The sequence below is a fragment of the Vibrio sp. MEBiC08052 genome (assembly GCF_001506075.1).
Lineage (GTDB): Bacteria > Pseudomonadota > Gammaproteobacteria > Enterobacterales > Vibrionaceae > Vibrio.
The window spans coordinates 3,801,130-3,822,101 of the sequence record NZ_KQ947475.1; the positions used below are offsets into that span (position 1 = coordinate 3,801,130).

General features: G+C 42.4%; 22 protein-coding genes. 20 read left to right on the forward strand and 2 right to left on the reverse strand.

Translation table 11 applies throughout. The features are described from left to right. Positions 1-379 precede the first annotated feature (379 nt). The 6 genes from abiEi (at position 380) to VRK_RS16370 (ending at position 5,956) form a co-directional block, all read left to right on the forward strand. On the forward strand, positions 380-919 hold the full coding sequence (gene abiEi / locus VRK_RS16345) for a type IV toxin-antitoxin system AbiEi family antitoxin (RefSeq protein ID WP_059122813.1): 540 nt from the start codon (positions 380-382) through the stop codon (positions 917-919). Continuing rightward, positions 912-1,835 carry a nucleotidyl transferase AbiEii/AbiGii toxin family protein gene (locus VRK_RS16350; protein WP_059122354.1) on the forward strand — a complete coding sequence of 308 codons (924 nt, stop codon included), beginning with the start codon at positions 912-914 and terminating at the stop codon, positions 1,833-1,835. Before abiEi ends, VRK_RS16350 begins: the two co-directional genes overlap by 8 nt. Positions 1,836-2,112: 277 nt before the next feature. Further along, complete coding sequence (locus VRK_RS16355; RefSeq protein ID WP_197413133.1) at positions 2,113-2,766, forward strand: P-loop NTPase fold protein; 654 nt, start codon at positions 2,113-2,115, stop codon at positions 2,764-2,766. Between the two features lie 59 nt (positions 2,767-2,825). Next, positions 2,826-3,938 carry a hypothetical protein gene (locus tag VRK_RS16360; RefSeq protein ID WP_059122356.1) on the forward strand — a complete coding sequence of 371 codons (1,113 nt, stop codon included), beginning with the start codon at positions 2,826-2,828 and terminating at the stop codon, positions 3,936-3,938. A gap of 308 nt (positions 3,939-4,246) precedes the next feature. Further along, entirely contained in the window at positions 4,247-4,741 is a 495-nt protein-coding gene (locus tag VRK_RS16365) for a GNAT family N-acetyltransferase (protein ID WP_059122357.1), read from the forward strand. 645 nt (positions 4,742-5,386) lie between these two features. Beyond that, positions 5,387-5,956, forward strand: a complete 570-nt coding sequence (locus tag VRK_RS16370) for a flavodoxin family protein (protein WP_059122358.1) — start codon at positions 5,387-5,389, stop codon at positions 5,954-5,956. Between the two features lie 535 nt (positions 5,957-6,491). On the opposite strand, the gene VRK_RS16375 is transcribed toward VRK_RS16370, so the two are convergent. Beyond that, entirely contained in the window at positions 6,492-7,448 is a 957-nt protein-coding gene (locus tag VRK_RS16375; RefSeq protein WP_059122359.1) for an ABC transporter substrate-binding protein, read from the reverse strand. A gap of 169 nt (positions 7,449-7,617) precedes the next feature. Then, positions 7,618-9,240 (reverse strand): methyl-accepting chemotaxis protein, encoded by a 1,623-nt coding sequence (locus VRK_RS16380; protein WP_059122360.1) that lies wholly within the window; start codon positions 9,238-9,240, stop codon positions 7,618-7,620. Between the two features lie 712 nt (positions 9,241-9,952). Here VRK_RS16380 and VRK_RS16385 point away from each other — a divergent pair. From VRK_RS16385 to VRK_RS16450, 14 genes are all read left to right on the forward strand, one after another. Continuing rightward, positions 9,953-10,486 (forward strand): cysteine hydrolase family protein, encoded by a 534-nt coding sequence (locus tag VRK_RS16385; RefSeq protein ID WP_059122361.1) that lies wholly within the window; start codon positions 9,953-9,955, stop codon positions 10,484-10,486. 325 nt (positions 10,487-10,811) lie between these two features. After that, entirely contained in the window at positions 10,812-11,162 is a 351-nt protein-coding gene (locus VRK_RS16390; protein ID WP_059122362.1) for a DMT family protein, read from the forward strand. Positions 11,163-11,354: 192 nt separating this feature from the next. After that, positions 11,355-11,858, forward strand: coding sequence for a GNAT family N-acetyltransferase (locus VRK_RS16395; RefSeq protein ID WP_059122363.1), 504 nt, complete (start codon positions 11,355-11,357; stop codon positions 11,856-11,858). Positions 11,859-11,920: 62 nt separating this feature from the next. Continuing rightward, complete coding sequence (locus tag VRK_RS16400) at positions 11,921-12,328, forward strand: GFA family protein (RefSeq protein ID WP_059122364.1); 408 nt, start codon at positions 11,921-11,923, stop codon at positions 12,326-12,328. Positions 12,329-12,473: 145 nt separating this feature from the next. After that, positions 12,474-12,962: an ATP-binding protein gene (locus VRK_RS16405; RefSeq protein WP_059122365.1), complete on the forward strand. Its 489-nt coding sequence runs from the start codon at positions 12,474-12,476 to the stop codon at positions 12,960-12,962. Positions 12,963-13,011: 49 nt separating this feature from the next. After that, complete coding sequence (locus tag VRK_RS16410; protein WP_059122366.1) at positions 13,012-13,278, forward strand: GNAT family N-acetyltransferase; 267 nt, start codon at positions 13,012-13,014, stop codon at positions 13,276-13,278. A gap of 162 nt (positions 13,279-13,440) precedes the next feature. After that, positions 13,441-13,761: a hypothetical protein gene (locus tag VRK_RS16415; protein WP_059122367.1), complete on the forward strand. Its 321-nt coding sequence runs from the start codon at positions 13,441-13,443 to the stop codon at positions 13,759-13,761. Positions 13,762-14,004: 243 nt separating this feature from the next. After that, entirely contained in the window at positions 14,005-14,841 is an 837-nt protein-coding gene (lepB, locus tag VRK_RS16420; protein WP_059122368.1) for a signal peptidase I, read from the forward strand. 118 nt (positions 14,842-14,959) lie between these two features. Beyond that, the gene (locus tag VRK_RS16425) at positions 14,960-15,769 is read left to right on the forward strand and encodes a helix-turn-helix transcriptional regulator (protein WP_059122369.1); all 810 of its coding nucleotides are present in this window, start codon (positions 14,960-14,962) and stop codon (positions 15,767-15,769) included. Between the two features lie 84 nt (positions 15,770-15,853). Continuing rightward, entirely contained in the window at positions 15,854-17,098 is a 1,245-nt protein-coding gene (locus tag VRK_RS16430) for a Zn-dependent hydrolase (RefSeq protein WP_059122370.1), read from the forward strand. A 15-nt stretch (positions 17,099-17,113) separates the two neighbouring features. Continuing rightward, the gene (locus VRK_RS16435; RefSeq protein WP_059122371.1) at positions 17,114-18,022 is read left to right on the forward strand and encodes a dimethylarginine dimethylaminohydrolase family protein; all 909 of its coding nucleotides are present in this window, start codon (positions 17,114-17,116) and stop codon (positions 18,020-18,022) included. A gap of 67 nt (positions 18,023-18,089) precedes the next feature. Then, complete coding sequence (locus tag VRK_RS16440; RefSeq protein ID WP_059122372.1) at positions 18,090-18,932, forward strand: sugar phosphate isomerase/epimerase family protein; 843 nt, start codon at positions 18,090-18,092, stop codon at positions 18,930-18,932. Positions 18,933-18,994: 62 nt separating this feature from the next. After that, on the forward strand, positions 18,995-20,065 hold the full coding sequence (locus tag VRK_RS16445) for an isopenicillin N synthase family dioxygenase (protein ID WP_059122373.1): 1,071 nt from the start codon (positions 18,995-18,997) through the stop codon (positions 20,063-20,065). A gap of 109 nt (positions 20,066-20,174) precedes the next feature. Continuing rightward, positions 20,175-20,969 (forward strand): transporter substrate-binding domain-containing protein, encoded by a 795-nt coding sequence (locus tag VRK_RS16450; protein WP_059122374.1) that lies wholly within the window; start codon positions 20,175-20,177, stop codon positions 20,967-20,969. The last annotated feature ends 3 nt before the right edge of the window (positions 20,970-20,972 follow it).

The window sequence follows — 20,972 nt, forward strand, 5'->3', positions numbered from 1 at the left end:
TGCGCAATGTGCTGTTGTATCTGAATAACCTGATTACCACCCATTACGTGCGCTACCATCAAGAGATTGACGGAGAACATTTGGTGTAGTTATTGGTGATTTAGATTTCGAGCCGCAATTGCGGCTCGTTTTAGAAGGGGGTTTGTGGTATTCCGATAATAGACTGGAACTAACTAGGGGTACTCTTCTTAGCTTGATCGCAAAAACAAAGTATATACTTATACTGCCTATAACTGTAATAAGTATTTACTTAAGTATCATTTATAGAAATAAGTCATGGGTTATACTGCCTTTACCTGTAATAACTAACCACTTGTTGATTTTCTGATAAGTAGTGACTTATACTGCCTATAACAGTAATAACTATAGACTTAAAACTATGAGACAAGAATTAGCGATTAGCAGACTTAACGAGCTAGATTCAAAGGGTCGTTATGTCTTTTTGCACCGAGATTTAGCCAAAATTTTTCACGAAGATTCCCCCCGTTCATTGAACGATAGCCTTGCTCGCCTAGTAAAAACAGGATTACTAGAGCGACCAGCGAGAGGGGTCTACGTATACGGCTTATCAAAAAACAAAAACACCTCAAAGACCATTGAGCTTATTGCTACCGCTTTAAGAAGAGGCGAGTACAACTACGTAAGCCTTGAGTCGGCATTGTCTTCTTATGGGGTTATTTCTCAAATCCCAGTAGACAGACTTACCTTGATGACAACAGGGGCCAAGGGAACGTACAAGACAGATTACGGAGTAATCGAGTTCACACATACAAAACGCTCAGTTTCAGATATTTTAAGTCAGGTGATCAACACCGATAGGCCGCTTAGGGTTGCATCAAAGGTTGCCGCATTAAGAGATTTGAAGCGTGTGGGTCGTAATACGCATTTGATTAATATGGATGCAATGACACATGACTAAGACGAAAGAAGATTTTGATGCGCTAGTGGAGATGGCGCTCGCTCAGGGTGGCACAAAGGATATGCGCCCTGTAATTGAGAAGGAACTCCTTCATTACGACATCTTGTTTGCACTAGATGAATCGAAGTTGCTAGATCGGCTAGTTTTTCAAGGCGGTACTTCTTTACGCCTATGTAGAGGCTCCAACCGATATAGTGAAGACTTGGATTTCGCTGGCGGGAAAGATTTCAGTAGCAAAATGTTAATTGAAATGAAGGAGGTAATTGAAAAATACATCGGTGAACGTTACGGGCTTGAGGTTACAGTCAAGGAGCCAAGCTCGCTTAAGAAAGATCCGAAGTATGCTGAGCTGAATATTGATAAATGGCAAATTGCGGTAGTGACTTCACCGGGGCAAAAACACTTAGCTAAACAGAGAATTAAACTAGAGATAGCAAATATCCCTGCCTACACCAAGGAGCCATTACCTCTAGGTAAGAACTATGATTTTCTTCCGGATGGTTACTCATCAACGTTAATTTACACGGAAACCCTTGATGAAGTTATGGCTGATAAAATTATTTCCCTCCCTGCTACACAGAAATATATCAGGTATAGAGATGTTTGGGATCTGGTGTTTTTGAAGCGAAATGGTGCCGCGCTGAATATTGATTTGGTGCGCCAGAAAATCGAAGACTACAAGCTCGAAGGCTTTAAGGACATGCTAGATGCTCGCATCTCTTCACTTAAAGAGATTGTGTACGGTGAAGAGTTTTCAAAAGAGATGGAGCGATTCTTGGCTAGAGAGACCTTTGACAGAACTTTGGCTACTGATAAATTCAAAGATTACATGTTGGCAACTCTGACGAAAATCCTTACCGACACAAGAAAGGAGTTGGAAGGATCTGGCTCAGAAGAGCCAGATTTTCCGATGTAACTGAAATTAAGTGGATAGTAAATACAGTGATACACCATATAACTATCCACTTACCTTATCGACAATTTGAGAGTTTTGCAGTTCGTAACAAGGTTTTGTCCATCAATGTGTCAGCTTGATCTCGGCTTGCAAGAAACTGTCCCCAAAGTTGTTTAGGTTGATGTTGTATGGCCTTTGCCTAATACATCGTTTAAATATAAAAAATAATGAATTCTTCCATTCTTTTAAAGAAGATGTAGTATGAATCTTATTTACTATGTGGTTAAGGGTTAATCTGGTGAAAAAATATACCTCAAGTCAGCAAGTTATAGATTTTCTAAATGATGGAAGTTTCCCCACTATTGTAATACTTACAGGACCATGGGGAAGTGGCAAAACATACTTAACAAAAAATCAATTAATTCCAGAATTAAAAAAAGAAAATAATAATGATGTTCACTATATCTCTGTATATGGTTTAACTAGTTTAGATGATTTTAGAGATAAAATATTATCGCTAAATTATACGCATAATTCTCATAGTTCGGGGTGGGTATCTTCTGTAAAGAATTTAGTAGGTGGTACTACTCGAGCTTTGGGTGATGGTGGTACCATCAATGGGGTCATAAGTGCTCTGGCTAAACCAATAAAGCATAAACTTTTGAGTAAAATTAAAAATGTGAATATTGTTATTGATGATCTCGAAAGAGCATCAAGTCAAAAATTGATATCTGAAGTACTTGGTGAAATTTTAAATCTTGTAGAAAATAATATAAATGTTTGGGTTGTTGTTGTAGCAAATATTGATCAAGTTGGAAGTTTTCAACTATTAGAAAAAACATTTCTAAATAGAGTCTCAATCAATCCTGCCCCTGATGATATCATGATTTTTATTGATAAAAAATATCCAAATCTATTATGTGATGTCTTAAAAAAAGATTTACTAATATAATTGAAGAACTAAAATTAAACAATTTTCGCGTTATTCAACGTATTTTACAAAGATATGCTATGGTACAAAGTGCTGTTAAAAAAATCGATTTAGTAGACCATACGAAAGCTCTTGTAAATTTAATAGATAATATCTCTCGTATTTGTCATGCTCATTATGAGCATGGTTTTTCTGCAAAAATACTGCAAAATCATGTCGAAAATGCTCCAAGTTTAATTGAAAAACAAGTTGTTGAACAAATTCGTAAAAATCAAAATATTGAAACTGAAGAATTGGTTGATGAACGTCAGAAACTACTTGAAAGGATAATGATCACTCCTAATGGACGTATTCCTAAACCCCTCGTGTCTTATGCTCTTGGACTGATTAGATTACCTGAACGTTTTATTGAAGAGTTTAGTATACCTCTTTCCTCAACACCATTAGCACGTATTATTTCTTTTAATTTTAGAGACATGGATGAAAATGATTTTAATGACGCAGTCAAAGATACGGAGAAATTTATTCTTAGTAGTGAGTCGAAGTCATATTTTGATTGGATTAAGGCTCTTGATGCATACCATTACTTGATTGAACACCATTATATAGATAAAGATATTGAACAATTAATCATTCAAGCTAAAAATATCATATCGGAATATGATTTTTTTGAACGTTGGGATAGTTCTGTAGAAAATAGATACTTTGAACGTACAATTAATGAACGATTGTGGAGTGATAAAATTATAAAGTTACATCAAGAGTTGTTTCCTGCTTTTAAACAAAAAGATGAAATATATAAATCATCAATATTTCAAGAGTCGTTCGTTCGCTCATGGTATGAAGTTAGTAATAAAATCTATCAGACATATGATACAAAACCATTTTTAAATAAATTTAATTTAGACGAAGTAGTGTCTGGAATTATAGATAATTGGACTATAAATGAATCTATTATTTTTGGTCAGTATTTATCTTCAAGGTATAATATAAGTAACATTTACCAATTTTTAGAACCTGAATTTGAAATTGTCAAGGATTTACAAAAAAAGATAAAAAAGGAAATTGATGAAATCGATAGTTCAATGAATAAAGGGAAATTAACAGAATTATTAGGTTATATAGACAAAACTGTTATAGACATAATTAATGCAGAAACCAGATCAAAGCTAGCTAGTCAAAATGAAAAGTAGACGAAGAAAAGGATTACTTAGAGTAACGTTGCTACTATTGTAATAACTCAGCTAATAAAAAATTTTACATTTGGCGACCAATTCTAAATGAGTTCTGTCCAAAAGTGTGTTAGTACTGTTACTCACAACATACAATTTATATCTAGGTTGATTTGAATCGCGTTCTCATAACTCTGAAGTGCCCCTTTTGTTTCAGCCCGTTAGAGCGATTCAATGTTCACCTTTTAAGTCTCCATTGTTCATCTATTAAGGTGTTTCACTAGAGCAAAAAAATGAAAGTCTGATAAAAATTCGTTGGTAATGGTCGTATGGAAATTGTTTTCAAGAAAATAGACATTAGTGTTGATTTTGATGCATGCATTGAGGCTAGAAGGGATGCCTATTTCTGCAGTTTTGGTCATTATGACGGGCTCGAAACCTTCCTTAGAGGCTATCGTGAGCGAATGGCTGAAAGATTGAACAATCCAGAATGGTTTTATATACATGTCATTGTAAACGACCAGCTTGTTGGACAGTTGGAGTTTCACACCCATTCTTCTGAGCATAATGCTGGCTATATCAATCTAATTTACTTGAAACCAGGTTTTCGTGGTTGCGGGTTAGCGCCTGAACTTCACAAGTACATCGTTAATAAGCTTACGAAGTCAGGATGTGAGTACGTGATGCTTTCAGTGAGCCGAACTAATTTGCGAGCGATCAATTTTTACAAGAAATATGGTTGGAAGTTTGTGCGTAAAAACCCAAAACACCGTGAAACTGATTTTTATGGACTTCGGCTTAATTCAATTAATGTCCAAAGATGAATTGCCAGTCATATAGAAGTTATTTTAATTACTCGCTATACAGATATTACTCTTGTTACATACTTTGCCTATGGTAATCTTTATGAATTTTGCTAGCATAGCATCGAAAACAATTATTGATTCGATTTTATCTCATACAGCACTAAAGGGGACTTTTATCCCTGCTCATAGACTTCCTGAAGCATAACCAAATAATCAAACGCGTTAAACTCAGCGGTTTTGGTATCAACTATATGGTCGGAAATCCATTTCATGTTGTCTTGGTGCAAAATGGTTTTGAATGGCTGGTTTGGTTGCTGATGTCATTCTGTGTCGTTTTTGGATTTGAGTTTGTTATTAAAATCACCAGCGCTAATAAATCAACCCAGCTAGCCGCTAACGCGCTGACTGATCGAGGCTATGCCTCCTAAGTTCGATAATACAATGAACTCAAAATGTCGTGTGCAGGTTGGTCTCAAGAAGAATATCGTCTAAAAATCAGTTTTTTTAGGGCACGTTTTAGTGCAAAATTAAATTCGGAGTAAATCTGAGAAATAGATTTATTGCTTATCGGCTAGTGCGTTTACGGTAGTTATTTAGGGTATAGCGGGATGTTTGCAGTCACTTGGCTTCGTTATATTTTTTTCGGATAAAAGGAACAAATCTGTGAAAATAGCAGTTATTTATTTCACAAAAACGGATGTTACAGGAAAATTAGCACAAGCGGTTATTAATGGCATTTATGACGAAGATCCGGATGCAACTGTGCTTGAGTATCGAATTGTGGGAAAAGAAATCATCGAAGGTCGATTCATCAATCCGACACTTTTCGAAAGATTACTTGAGTGTGATGCGATCATCATGGGGTCGCCGACATATATGGGTGGCGTTTCAGCTCAGTTTAAAGCGTTTGCTGATGCAAGTAGTGATTATTGGAGTGACCAAATGTGGTCAAATAAAGTTGCCGCTGGTTTTACAAGTGGCAGCGCTCCGAATGGAGATCAAGCGAGTACGTTGAATTATCTGTTTACTTTGGCCAGTCAACACGGCATGTACTGGGTTGGTCTGGATTTAGCGCATGGCTATAGAGATCAAGGTTTAAATCGTTTAGGTTGCCAGCTTGGTGTCGTTGCTCTATCGGTTGATGGTGTCGCAGATGAGGTTGACTTGTTGTCAGCGAAGTATTTAGGTCAGAGAGTTGTGGGCTTGGTTTCTAAGCTTAGCCCCAAAACATAACAAATGATTATGGCGACAAATCATGATGCCTTTTTCTGTTCTGACGTCTCAATCGCACCATTACCATCGATGTTACAGCATAAAAGATGAATTGATGTGAAGTTACTGATGTTTGCAGTGTACGAGATGTTGGCTCCGAGACGGACATACGAATAAGACGGATTATAATACATATATAGCCGGAGATTGTTTTGATTATGCCTTTTGAGGAATATTTTTTGCAAAATGAGAAAATATTTTCATTTTGAAAATTTATTATGAGTCAATATGCTATAAATTGATTTCTTAATAAAAAATAGTCAATAAAAACAATTGCTTAAACTTTATTAAAGAGTTGGCACGTATAGTGCAATACTAAGATTGATCCTTTTTAAGCCGAAGGATCACCTAGCCAACTGACGTTGTTAGTGAACCAAATTTGTTCATATTGATAGCCAATCACGACTTTGTGATTGGCTTTTTTTATGGGGCCGGTTTTACAAGGGGCGATGCAATTGGATTGTTCATCCCCCCCCTGCCAGCAGCCTATGATGAATTATGGCTGTTGTGATGTAGTCGTTGATTCTGTCGAGGTGGGCTGCGGACGAGAGATAAACTCAATTGGTGTGTGTAATTGGCCTTGAACCGTTTTTCCCTGAAGCGCTTCATGAATCAGCCAGACTCCCTGATAGCCCATTTTAAACGGGAGCTGAATCATATAGCCGTACAGTTCTCCCTTCTTGAGGCTTTCAATAATCATTTCTTGTTCATCAAAGCCAATGTGAATGACATGAGATTGATTGGGATAGTTTTCTCGTGCAATCAACACGCCAATCGTTGTGGTATCGTTCGGGGTAAAAATGCCATCGACATGAGAAAATTGTTTCAGTAGTGCGGCTGCCTTTGAACGCGCATCACCCACTTGCGTGCCCAAATAAGCATCGGCAATGATTGTCAGCCCGATCTTTTGGGCTTCATCCGCAAAGCCACGTTCCCTTGCATCTGTCGATGCAACACCTTTCTTGAGGCGGAAAAGCACGACATTTCCCTGATAGCCTAATGCTTCCCCCATTTTTTGAGCGGCCAGCTGTCCCGCAGCGTAGTTATCCGTGGTGACAGAAGCAAGCCGCTCGCCTCCGGTATCCCGATCAATATAAATCACCGGAATGCCTTCTGCTTTTAAGCGAGCCATGTCCTGATTGCGACTGACATCTGATGGTGCTATCACGAGACCGCGACAGTGGAACAGCTTCATCGTATTCTCTAAGACGAATTTTTGCCCGGTAGAATCGGAATCTTCAACAGTTCCTCTGGCGTAGACTTTCAATCCCAATTCTTTGCCTGCTTGGGTCGCGCCCTCTATGACTTTTGACCAAAACGGCCGACTGGTACTACCGGATGTGATCACCGTGACACAATTTTGTCTCTCTTCCGGGGCGGATTGTGCACTCGGGGGAACGACCAGCGTGAGGATAAAACCAGTGATAAAAGCCGACACAATCCTGAAATTCATAGTTTTCCCTCTTCGTTATCGTGACACCATCCCGATTATTATAAGTCTGATTTCATAGCTGTGAGGAAATAAATTCAAACTTGTTGCCAATATCACGCAGCAAACTTTATTCGTGTGCAAGCTAAGGCATTCGTTCATTTCGAGGCCTGTTCATTACGCATGTTAGACGTCAGTTTGTTTTAAACTGATGACTCAGACTCAGCAGTTGCCTTGCACTGTTTTCCAGTTCTGCCGCAGCCCCGGAGACTCGTTCGGTATCATCATAGGCTTGCGTAATTTGAGTGACGGTCAGCTCCATTTCTTGCTGAATATCATTCGCTTGCTGCTGTGTCTGTTGACTGTCTTGCACCCAATGGGTGATTTTTTCCTGCTGATTGAGAATCGTTTTAGCGCAATGTTTTAACTGCGTATAGCCTGACTGGGATGCTTCAGTCAGAGCCGTCATTTCATTCACGGAGTTATCCATCTGATGACATGCATCGCTGATGCTGGTGGTGATCCGGGAAAGGGTTTCCTGAATCAGTCCCAGATTTTTCTCGGTATGTACAGAGAGCGAGCGGACCTCATCTGCGACCACGGCGAACCCGCGTCCCGCTTCTCCGGCCCGGGCTGCTTCGATGGCAGCATTCAGCGCTAACAGATTGGTTTGATCGGCCAATGAATGGATCATATCGAGAATAGAATTAATCTCTTTGGTGTCTTTACTGAGCGCGGTCAACTGTTCTGACAGGGTCAGTTCATTTTTGAGATTACGATTCACGGCTTGATCGAGATTGGAGAAGGTTGCTTCAATATTATTGAGTTCCGCGACAGCGTTACTCAGCTCTGTTGAAAGCTGAGTGCTCTGATCGGCATTGGCTGCCAGTTGATCATACATGGCGTGACTACGATGGTTGGTACTGCCGACTTGTTCCTGACTATGGGTCAAATTACGCCGGATACTTTGTGCATTTTCAGACACTTGGTCAGAGAGCCGCACGTTATGGTTCGCGGCTTCACTGACCTGATTGATACCGGCAGCAAAACGAGTGAATAGCCGATTCATATCCTCACTGATCGCACCGAGTTCATTCTTGATTTTGCTATCAAATTGGTGTGTTAAATCGAGATTTTCTGCAGCCGCAGCCAGTTGAGCGCGAATTCTTTGCAGATGGCGTAGTAAGGGAGTACAGAAAAACCAGAAAGCCATGGTAGATAATACGAAGCCCAGTAAGGCAATTTCAGCGTTGGTAATCAAATAACCATTGAGGGTTTTGTTAATGTGGTCAATCGGTACATCAGCACCCGCGATATATAATTTTCCATTCGGGGAGTGAAAGGGAATAAACACTGACCGGAAATTGCCTTGGTCATCGGCATAGTCTTCGTAGGTAACGCGTGGGGTTTGAAAGACGCTTTGCAGCAGATCGCTCGCATCTTCATATTCGCTCATATAACGCTCGTATGTGCCATCGACAATCGTGGCATCCGGTGCGCTGGTAAAACTCTGAAATATTTTGCCGTTTTTTTCGACCATGGTGTACACGTAAGTCATGTGGGCTCGTTTGGCAAACGCAGAAATCTCTTTCACACGTTGCAGGTATTCATCATCACTGACACTGGTTCTGTCTTGGTAACCGTCCCCGAGAATGGTCGGTAATGCGGTTGCACTGATTGTGAGTTGAGCGTCAATGCTTTTCAGTAAAAGTTCTTTCTCATTGTTGTAAGAGAAGTAAGTAAAAAAACAGCTGATGAGTAAATTGATAAGTACAGCCAATATCAGTAGTTGTGAGCGTAAACTCCGAATATTCATACAAGCTCCATGTGATGCGTGGTCATATTGGCCACTGTCCGTGTAAAATGCGTTGTTATCATGCAGAAATTTGAAATGAATTGGGTATATTTCATTTTATATCAGTATCTTACGATAGTATCTCTGCCAGAGAAAAGTATTTCATTATAATAAGTAATAAAAAACTTAAAAATAATCACAAATGAACATATATAATTATGATTAATCACTATCGAATTATTATAGTTGTTGTTTTGCAACTGGTGGCATTCGGGGGCTAATATGTGTCTCGAAGCGGTGTCGCACGTTCAGTATATGTATTTTGCAAAATGGGAATTAGTTCGTATTTTGCAATTCAGTTATGTCGGTATATGCAATAAAACCCGATACATTGAAATAAAATCCAATTATATCAACAATTTAAAAAATAAATGTAAGTTGGCACGTATTGTGCTTTATATACATCGACCCTTATTAAGCCGAGGGTCACCTAGCCAACTGACGTTGTTAGTGAACCAAATTTGTTCATATTGATAGCCAATCACGACCTTGTGATTGGCTTTTTTTATGCCTGTCAATTCATCGATTGGACATACCGTATTTTTATGGTCGATAAGCGATTGAAAGTAGGAATTACTGTCGCAGTTTGCTATAAATAAATGCCAATTTTATTGGTGTGGATAGTGACGTTTCGGATGCGGAAAGGCGTTAGCCCGCTTACAAAGGAAATTTTATGAAATCGGCAGTACTTGTGATTGATGTGCAGCATGTTTTATTTGACCCAGAGCCTCAACCATTTGAAAGGAATGAGGTTTTAACTCGAATTAATCAAGTCACAGATTGGGCGCGTCAAAAGCATATTCCAGTGATCTTTATCCAACATGAACAAGCGGAAACGCCAATCGAATTTGGCAGTGAAGGCTGGCAATTACAGTCATCATTATGTGTTGCAAACAGTGATCATTTTGTACGCAAAACAACGCCGGATTCGTTTTTACGCACAAACTTGGAGCCGTTGCTACAAGAGCTTTGTGTTGAGCATCTTTATATCTGCGGCTACGCAACAGAATTTTGTGTAGACACAACCGCTCGGCGAGCAGCTGGTCTGGGTTATCCAGTCACTTTGGTTACCAACGCACATACCACTCATGACAAAGCGCACGCGACCAGTGAACAAATTCGGGCTCATCATAATGCGACATTGCCTAGTATATCGAGCTTCGGTGTCAAATTAGAGGCCATAACCGCTGAAATTCTGGTGTCATAGACATGACGTATGAATAAGAAAATCAGCAATCTGTATCATGGATTAACCATCAGACAAAGGTACATACAGTTGGACGCCCTGTTTTCTCTTGTGGGAATAAAAGAGGGGACCCATATGGATTTTACTGAGCCATATAGTCAGTCAACTCAGAAGGTAATTAATTTTTTACTGTGTATATCAGATGTTGAATAGAGAGGATGTATAACCGGACAACAATTAAATGTCATTGATATTTGCTTTGGCACACAAATTTTTCCACAAATTGTTTGTTAATTGTTTAGATAAAAACGCACTCATTTAGGCGTTATGGAAAATAAGAGAAACTATGCATCCAATATTAATCTCAATCGGTTTACTGGTTTGTAGCAATGTATTTATGACATTTGCTTGGTATGCACATCTGAAAGAGCTGAGTAATAAGCCTTGGATAATTGCAGCATTAGTAAGCTGGGGAATTGCACTTTTAGAGTATTTATTTCAGGTGCCTGCAAACCGTATCGGATATAGTGTATTAACCGTCGGTCAACTTAAAATTATTCAAGAGGTCATTACGTTATCAGTGTTTGTTCCTTTTTCAGTTATGTACCTCAAAGAACCGCTCAAACTCGATTATTTATGGGCGGGTCTTTGTCTTGTCGGGGCGGTATATTTTATGTTTCGGAGTAAGTTTGCATAACAAGCCAATGATGCGGTTAACCGTTGACAGTTGCTGCTCAACCAAGAAGTTTTTGGTAAACAAGAAGTCTTGGGTAATAAATCAGCCATACACACAATGTCTCAGGAGGCGTTTGCAGCAGGCAAAACGTTACGCTTATTTGTCGGCCCCTGTACCACTGTGTGTGGCGTTATCTCTCAGAGTGAAAATTAAATGTTGAAATTTGTACCGGCCCAAGATGCTGACTCGAAATTGATCTTGAAATACATTAGAGATTTGGCTATTAGCGAAAAATTTCCTTTTCCAATTTCTGTTACTCTATCGGACATAGAGACGAATCTACTCGGCAAAGATGCTGTCGCAAAAGCCGTTATTTTTTATCTGGATGAGAAACCATGCGGATTTGCTGTTTACTACTTTACATTTTCAACTACAACCGGAAAACGAGGTCTGCATCTGGATGATTTATATGTTGAACCAAAGTACCAAGGACGGGGAATTGGCAAGAAAGCACTCATGTATCTGGCTCAAATAGCTAAAGAAAAAGATTGTGCCCGGTTTGAGTGGTGGGCACTTAAAACAAATGATGCTGCAATTAAGTTTTATTTGAATGTAGGAGCTCAAAAATTAGATGAAATTTCAGTATTTCGGTTAAATCAACCTCAAATTGATAAGTTAGTAGAAGATAACAAACCAATGCACGCGACAGACGTGTGATTGAAGTATTATGTGGCTTCAGAGCTTTGGGCTACCCACGAAAACAAACATGAAGGTTTGAGATGAATAGAGAAATTACGGGCAGTTGCTGCTGCGAAAGTGTTGCTTTTAAAGTTAAAGATGACTTCGGTAAGTTTTTCTTCTGTCACTGTGAGCAGTGTAGAAAACTGACAGGATCGGCTCATGCTTCGAACTTGTTTACGTCTCCGTTGAACATTGAGTGGACGAAAGGTGAAGACAAAATAAAACGTTATGACCACCCTACACGCTCATTTTCGAAGGCATTTTGCACGGAATGTGGTTCTGGTTTACCATTTCTGACTCAAAGTGGGAAGTTCCTAATTGTCCCGGCCGGCTCTTTAAATGAAGAACCATCAAAGGCTCTTGATGCTCAAATCTTCTGTTCAGAGCAGACTGAGTGGCACAAGGCTGGTATACAAGCAGCTAAGGTCGAAGGCTTCCCTAAATAAACATTACAGGCAACTCAAAGGGACAGTAATCTCCGGCACTTTTGGTTCGGCTTGTTTTTGGGGGTCCGGCGGATTAAGTCGAGTAAATGGTCTTGTTTTTACTCCTTAGTCGGGCATGATTTTTATTCATTGACAAGGTGCTTTAATGAGTAGTTTAAATAAAGCTAAAGTTATATTTTTGGTCGGGAAAGTGGCTTGTGGTAAAACAAGTTATGCTAGGAAAATGCAAGATGATGGTATGGGGGTCTTTCTGTCGTTAGATGAACTTCAACTTGATATTTTCGGCAGTGAACCAACGAGACAACAGCTCGATGATTCATATCAAGGGTGTGAAAATTACCTAAAACGAATGGCTTTACAATTTTTGAAAAAGGGCATTACCGTTTACTTAGATTGGGGATTCTGGAAACGCTCAGAACGTCAAAAACATAGACAGTTCTTTGAAAGTGAAGGTTTCTTCGTTGAACAAATTTATTTTAATATTCCTCTGAACATTCGTTTACAGAGAAACCTGTCACGTAATTCAGGTAATGACATTCATTCTTTCAAAATTGAAGAGAAGGATATTTCATTATTTGATGGTTTCTTTGAAGAGCCGGATTTAACTGAGCAATACATTGAAATTACTGACTAAATAAAATTAACAACTCAGATTTAGGTGTTATTAAAGCTTGAGAGGAAAAATGATTGCAGTAGAAAAATATCGTTTCAGTGATTTCAAAGCTTTAGGTATCAGAGCACTTTTAGTCGATCATCATTGCCAAAGTCAGGGCGTCGGAACCAAAGCAATAAACTTATTCTCTGCTTATGTGGCTAAAAATTATCCAGATTTTGAAGTCCTTCAATTAACGGTGAATTGTCGCAATAAAGCGGCTTATCACTGTTACTGTAAATGTGGCTTTGAAGATACTGGGAAGCTGTATCTCAGCGTCCCGCAACATATCATGTAACGTAAAGTCGCTATATAAATTATTTAAGTATGATTTGCTACGCATAATATTTTAGGTTTAAAGTGGGTTTTTGTATTTACAGAGTCATGGGTGAGGTTTGGTGGGCTGTTCTTAGCTGAACTGAGCTCTTTGTTTAATCTAAGTTCTAAGTATGGATAAAAAATGAAAAGTATACTATTTATTATGGCAGCATTGACTTCTTTTTCAGCATGGTCAGATGAATGGGTTGGTCCGTTTAATACGGGAACAATTGAAGTTCATGAATCAGGTGTCTATTTCGTGCAAAAAACACCAATTGTTACAAATGTTTCTTGTAAAAGTTACACTTATGTTAAATTCTCTTCTGAAAATGTAAAACTAGCTGACAGAGCTATGTCAGTTGGTCTTGCAGCATCAATGGCTGGCAAAAAAGTGCAGTTTAAAATTAGTCACTGTGATGGCGCATATTTAGTCGCGAATGCCATTATGCTACCACAAGAATAATAATCGCAGTACAGGCGGAATATAATTGTCTCCTAACCTAGGTTTTCCGACTGTCGAATATTGCATATTCACTCGCCAATCTCAGGGACCAACTTCAACGGTTGTTCAAATAAGAGTTGTTACCAATTGAGGTCAAATTGAATCGAAATAGCTCATCCATCATCGCTTGCGCTATTTCCGTTGAGATCATCGGATAGATATATCACTGCGAGAGGGATTCATTCTCGTATCGAGGAGAACATTTTGGATATTGATTGGAGGCCTAAAACATGGGTTGCAATTCTTTTAGGTGTATTTTTACAGGCGTTTACATTTCTATATTTAAATCGGCCTAAACTCTTTTGGGTTTATTTTCTGCTTTCTGTTCTCGTGTCCATATTAGATTGGCGATATCAAACATCATATGTCGCCATTTTTTCCCTGATCTGCCCGATTCATGCTTATCTGGTGGTAAGACATTTTAATCTCTCTCGTGAACGGGCGTGGTATTCAAAGTGGTGGGGGATTCCGACCATTTATGGCGTGTTTTTCACAAGCGTGTTCCTCGTTCGCGCTTTCTTGTATGAGCCGTTTGTCGTTCCCTCTGTTTCAATGGCGCCGACAATCAATGCGGGAGATTTTGTGCTGGTCAAAAAGTTTGGCTATGGCACATACGGAACCTATGGCATCAAACTCAGCAATGATGACGTTTCGTCTGCTGATTTAATGCAACGAGGGAAGTTATATGCCTTTTATCTACCGGGGAAAGATGTCATTTATGTGAAACGATTAATTGCACTGCCGGGGGATACTCTGGCGATTACCGGTAACCAAGTCATACTCAATGGCTCCGTATTAACAACTGAAAAACTCTCTCAGCAAGAGGGGCATACAGTCTATCAACAAGTGTTAGATGGGGTGACATACACGATCCGACACCTCCGGATGAGAGCATCTGGAGATATGCAAAAAGTCGTCGTGCCGGCAAAGAGTTATTTCTTCATGGGCGATAACCGTGACAACTCAGTGGATAGCCGACATTTGGGTTATATCACCAGTGATAACATCGTCGGTGAGGTGAGCTATATTTTTAAGCCGTGATCTGACAGGCAGTTTAACTGAGTAAATCATACATCTCACTTATAAATCCTAAGACAGCATGTATGATATCTGATACCTTGAACAACATAAAACCAGCAACACAACAGCCGATTGATTCATGTTTTATCATCACTCTGATGCCAATAATGCCACCATTCACGGAATTGCCGATCTGATCCTTGCAATTGGTGAGCCGGAGTTTTTCGACAAACTCACCTATTTGCTGCGTACAGCGGCAAGTTTTGATGATTACGTGATGCTGATTTATCACCCGTCGAAAGCGCCGACCGTGTTGTGCTCTTCATTTGCGGTGGATGAAATTGCGGTGTGGGATAAATACCTGCAAGGGGCATATCTGCTCAGTCCGTTTTACGATTATTGTGCCAACCAAGGCAATGAAGGGTTAGTGACGTTAGATGAGATCGCACCGGACGATTTTTACCACAGTGCCTACTATGAAGAGTATTTTCGCCCTTCACAGCTGATTGATGAAACCTGTTTTTGCGTGCAGGGACGAAACAACAACGTCTATTTGTTATCGCTTGGCCGTACCGAGACGTTAGCCAAGTTTAATCAGCGGGTGTTAACCCGGCTGCGGGCGCTGTATCCGATTTTAAGTTCAACGGTAAAAATGCATGATAATCAGAAAATGCCGCCGGAACGTGACTCGAACATGCAGGTCAAAGAGTACATCTACAATTTTGGCGCCGGGGTGCTGACACCGCGCGAAAACCAAGTGATGCAACTGTTGATTCGCGGCTATTCCAGCAAAGAGGCCGCCCGGCTGCTGGAAATTTCATACGAAACCGAGCGGGTGCACCGCAAAAATATCTACAGCAAGCTCGAAGTCAGCTCTCAACATGAATTGCTGGCCAAGATCTTTGATGACTTAGTCAACCTCGAACCAGCTTCGCACTTCTCTCGTTAAGCGTCTATACCTCAATCGGGTAATAGCATTGCCAAGTCACTTGTCGCTAATCTGTAGTGAATCGATCACAACAGCGACACGCCTATGAATACCTTGTCTCCCAATTCACTGCGTATTAACGCATCCCGATTACTCCAGTTTATCAGTGAGATGGCGCAAATCGGCGCAAGCCCAAATGGCGGTTGTAACCGTCAGGCGCTGACCGACTTAGATCGCCAAGGCCGTGCGCTATTTCTTGATTGGTGTGAAGCCATCGGCGGGCAGCCGCGCCTTGATAGCATGGGTAACCTGTTTGTGCGTTTTCGCGGCGACAATGATGCGCTTGAACCGATTTTGATGGGTTCGCATTTAGACACACAACCTACCGGCGGCAAGTATGACGGTGTTTATGGTGTACTCGCCGCGCTGGAAGTGATGACCACGCTGGCTGACAGCAATATGACCTTGCCGCACCCGGTCGAGATTGTGGTCTGGAGCAATGAAGAGGGTGCACGATTCAGTCCGGCCATGTCTGGATCTGGCGTGTTTGCCGGCAAACTCAAGCAAGCCGATGTCTATCGCTCGTCAGATGACAATGGTGTGAGTTATTTGGATGCGCTTACCCGAAGTCAGCAGCTTGGCGCCATTCCTTGTCAGGCATTTCCATTTAAAGCCGCGCTTGAACTGCATATTGAGCAAGGGCCAATTCTTGAAGCAGAACGAAAAACCATCGGTGTGGTGTCTGGCGTGCAGGGCATGAACTGGTATCAGGTCACGCTTAGCGGTGAGTCGGTTCATGCCGGTCCGACACCGATGCAGATGCGTAAAGACCCCGTGCAAGGTATGACAAGAGTGCTGAGCAAACTGTTTAGCAAAACCGCTGAGTATGGTGAAGCGGCGCGGTTAACCGTGGGCAAAATCGCCACTTATCCGTCATCGCCCAACACAGTGCCGGAACGCGTCACATTTACCTTAGATGTCCGCCATCCGAATCAGGCTGAGTTGGACGCTTTATCTCGAGAAATCTTGGCGCTGTGCCAGAGTGCGGCAAGACCACTTCGTCTGAGCTGTGACATTGAGGTGTTATGGCAATCGCCGGCGGTGGCATTTGATGCTCAGTGTATTGATGCGATTCAGACTGCGGCGGATCAGTTGGCACTCGATTCGATGCCGATTGTTTCCGGTGCCGGGCACGACTCTGTGTATTTATCAGGCATCGGGCCGACCGCAATGATTTTCGTACCGTGCAAAGACGGTATTTCTCACAATGAAAAAGAGCACACCGAGCCTGCGCAATTGGTCGCCGGTGCCAATGTTCTGCTTCATAGTTTAATTCAACTTTCAGCCTAAAAGGATTTATTGAATATGACTTTTCCATTGCGTCGGCGCCAGCTTGAAGGGGGTACGGAGCCGTTATCGGATTGGGGCATTTATTCCGAAACCGGTCGTTTACAAGAGGTGTTGGTAGGGCCGATTGATTTCTATGAGTGGCGCACCGGTAACTCAACGTCACGTCGCCACGTGAATGCGGGCGCACGCTATGACTTAGCGGTTGCTAAAGCCCAATACAATGAGATGCTCGATGTTTATCGTCAGGCTGATGTGAATGTCCATTTTTTGAGTGCCAAAGCGGAGCAACCTTACAGCCTTTTTGCCCGTGACTCTTCGGTGATGACGCCGTGGGGACCGATTATCAGCCAGATGTACAGCCCGTGGCGTCGTAGTGAATGGGTTACAGCGTTGGCGTTTTACCAGCAAGCGGGGATCCCGATTTATGATGTAGTGACTGCCGGTTGTTTTGAAGGTGGCGACTTTATGCTGATTGAACCCGGCGTGGTGCTGTGTGGTTACTCCGGTGAGCGCACCAGTGAAGCAGGACTCGCTCAGGTGAAAAGTTGGTTTGAAAAAGAGGGCTGGGAGTTTTTCGCTGTTCCATTCGATTCTCATTTTTTACATATGGATGTGCAGTGCGTGATGGTTGCCGAAAAACTGGCTGCGGTATGCACCGCTGTGGTACCCGATGAACTACTCGCATGGCTGAAAAGCAAACAGATTGACATCATTGATATTCCGTATAAACAGGCCATGGAGCTTGGCTGCAACATTGTTTCGCTGGGTAATGAGCGGGTGTTGATTCCTGAAGAGAGTCTCACCCTCAAACAGCAGTGTCATGCGCGTGGTCTGACCGTGTTTGACCCGGATATCGCGATGATCACCAAAGGTGGCGGCGGTGTGCACTGTATGTGTCAGGCACTCAAACGCAGCGAAAAATAGTCGCCGTCGTTAAGCAACATTTTTAAGAAAAGGGATAAGCTGAGCAGCAAGCTACAGGGAAATCGAGATGGAACTTGAGTTGTACCGAACATTGTGGGGGGTGAGCGAGCCGTTAAGTGATATTGCCCCCCGACTCAAACAAGCCGGTTTTGATGGCGTCGAAGGGCGAGTGATCCTCGATGACCACAAGCGCGCTGCATTTAAACATCAGCTTGCGCAAACCGGCCTGAGCTACATTGCGATCATCTTTACCGGCGGCGATGTAATTCCGGATCAGAGTAAAACACCCGATGAGCATTTAAACACACTTGAAACTCAGCTTGAGTATGCCAAAGCGCTCAATGCCAGGTTTGTCAATGTGTTGGCCGGTAATGACCGTTGGCCGATGGAGACACAAGTACGATTTTTCAGTCGTGCCATCGACATCGCCAGTCAGGCCGGGATTGTGTGCAGCTTTGAGACCCATCGTGGCTCATCCCTGTATAGCCCTTGGGTGACGCTTGAGCTGATGGCACGCGTGCCGGAGCTGGTTTTTACCATGGATATCAGCCACTGGTTTTTAGTCTGTGAACGTTTGCTGGACCGCCCGGAAGATGACTTAAGCGAGTATTTGCAACGTGTGTTTCACGTACAAGCGCGCGTTGGCTATGACCAAGGCGCACAAGTGCCACACCCCGGTGCACCTGAATATCAAGCTTCTCTGACCTTTCACCAAATCCTGTGGCAGCAAGTTTGGCAACACCATCTGGACAGCGGACGCTCTGTGACCACCATGACTGCTGAATTTGGCCCGGATGGCTATCTTCACCATTTGCCGTTTACCGATGTGCCGGTCGCGGATCTGTGGTCACTCAATGACTGGATTGCTAAGGAAGAACGCGAGCATTTTCAACGTTTTGCAGAACATTAATATTTGATATGACAACCATGTTCTGCACTATGAGAATAAGCGGATTAACAAAGGATTGAATCATGATCGACACAGCCAAATCGTTTACCGAAATTCCTGTGGTTAACGTGCGAGGATTATTTAGCGATGCACTGAGCGAGCGCCGGCGCGTCGCTGCTGAAATGGGCAAAGCTGCGCGCGAAGTGGGTTTTTTATACGTTACCGGGCACGGCATTCCTGCTGAAACCATCACCGGGCTACGCCGGGCGGCAAAACGTTTTTTTGCACAGTCGTTTGAAGACAAAATGCGTTACTACATTGGTCATTCGAAAACTCATAAGGGGTTTGTGCCGGAAGGCGAAGAGATCTACGGCAGTGGTAAACCGGATCACAAAGAAGCTTACGATGTTGGTTTTCCCGCGCCGAAAGACAACCCGTATGTCCTGAATCAGACGCCATTGATTGGTGAAAATGAATGGCCGGAACTAAGCGAATTTCGCGAACCGGTTCTTGATTATTACACCACAGTATTTGCGCTGGGACGCAAACTGTTTTCAGGGTTTGCGCTGGCGCTTGGCCTTCGTGAAGACTACTTCGATGCGATGGTGACTTGCCCGCCCGCCAAACTGCGCCTGATTCATTATCCCTACAATGGTGAAGCTGAGGATCGCCCGGGTATTGGTGCGCACACCGATTACGAGTGCTTCACGATGCTGCTCTCCGATCAACCCGGTTTGGAAGTGATGAACGATCACGGCGACTGGATCGATGCGCCACCCATTCAGGCGGGTGATGAAGAAGCGCTGGTGATCAACATTGGCGATATGTTAGAAGTATTCACTTCAGGCCAGTTTGTTGCGACGTCGCACCGAGTGCGTAAAGTGGCGCATGAACGTTACTCGTTCCCACTGTTTTTTGCCTGTGATTACGACACGTTAGTCAAGCCTTTGCCTCAGTTTGATGATGGCCAAAGCGAGTACAAGGAACTCAGTATCGGTGAGCATATGTATAGTCAGGCGCTGCAAACCTATCGTTATTTGCGCGAAAAAGTCGCCAAAGGCGAACTGAGTTTGCCGCCGCGTGCCACAGGCGTTGCGACGTTTGGCCATCTTAAAAAGCATAAAAGCTCACCGCTTGAAACTCAGCAAGCCTGACGCATAAGCGATAGGCTTTGGGCAGGCCGGGTTATTTGACCGGTCCGGACACCGTTACTAAGCAACACATAAAGCCAGTTTTACATTACAGTCACAAGGAAGATAAATCATGGAAAGAATTAAATCACTGTTGGTTGGCGCTATGTTGGCGACCGCGTTGAGTTCAACAGCGGCGATGGCGGCCAATACCCTGAATGATGGCAAATTTGTCGTCGGAATGGAAATTAGCTACCCACCGTTCGAGTCTTACGATGGCAACAAAGTGGTCGGTTTTGACCCGGAATTAACCGCGCTGTTAGCGGGCAAAATGGGCCTCGGTTACAGTTTTAGCGATAATAAGTTTACCGGGCTCATTTTAGGCCTTAACTCAGATAAATTTGATGCGGTCATTTCAGGTATGTACATCATTCCTGACCGCTTGAAAAAAGCCGATGCAATTCCTTATGCGCGCACTGGTGCGTCAATCATGGTGGTCAAAGGCAGCGATATCTCACCAAAAACAGAAAATGATTTGTGCGGCGTGAAAGTCGGTTTGCAGCAAGGGACAACTTGGGTTAAAGCGCTGAATGAGTTATCCGAATCTTACTGCGAGCCAAAAGGTCTGGAACCGATTCACGTTCAAGAGTTCCCAACGGCGCCGGAAGTCACCCAAGCGCTGATGTCGCGTAACGTTCAGGCACAGCTTGAAATCGCCGGTGCGGCGCAGATGTTTGTTGAACGCACCAAAGGCCGCGTGCAAATCAGTTCAGACGACTTAGTGTTTCCACAAACGCTCGGTATCTATGTCAAGAAAGACAATGCACCGCTGAAAGCGCAGCTTGAGACGGCAATGGCAGAAATTAAGGCCGACGGGTCGTATGGCGATTTGATCAAGAAATACGATCTTACCCCAGTTGAGAATTGAGAA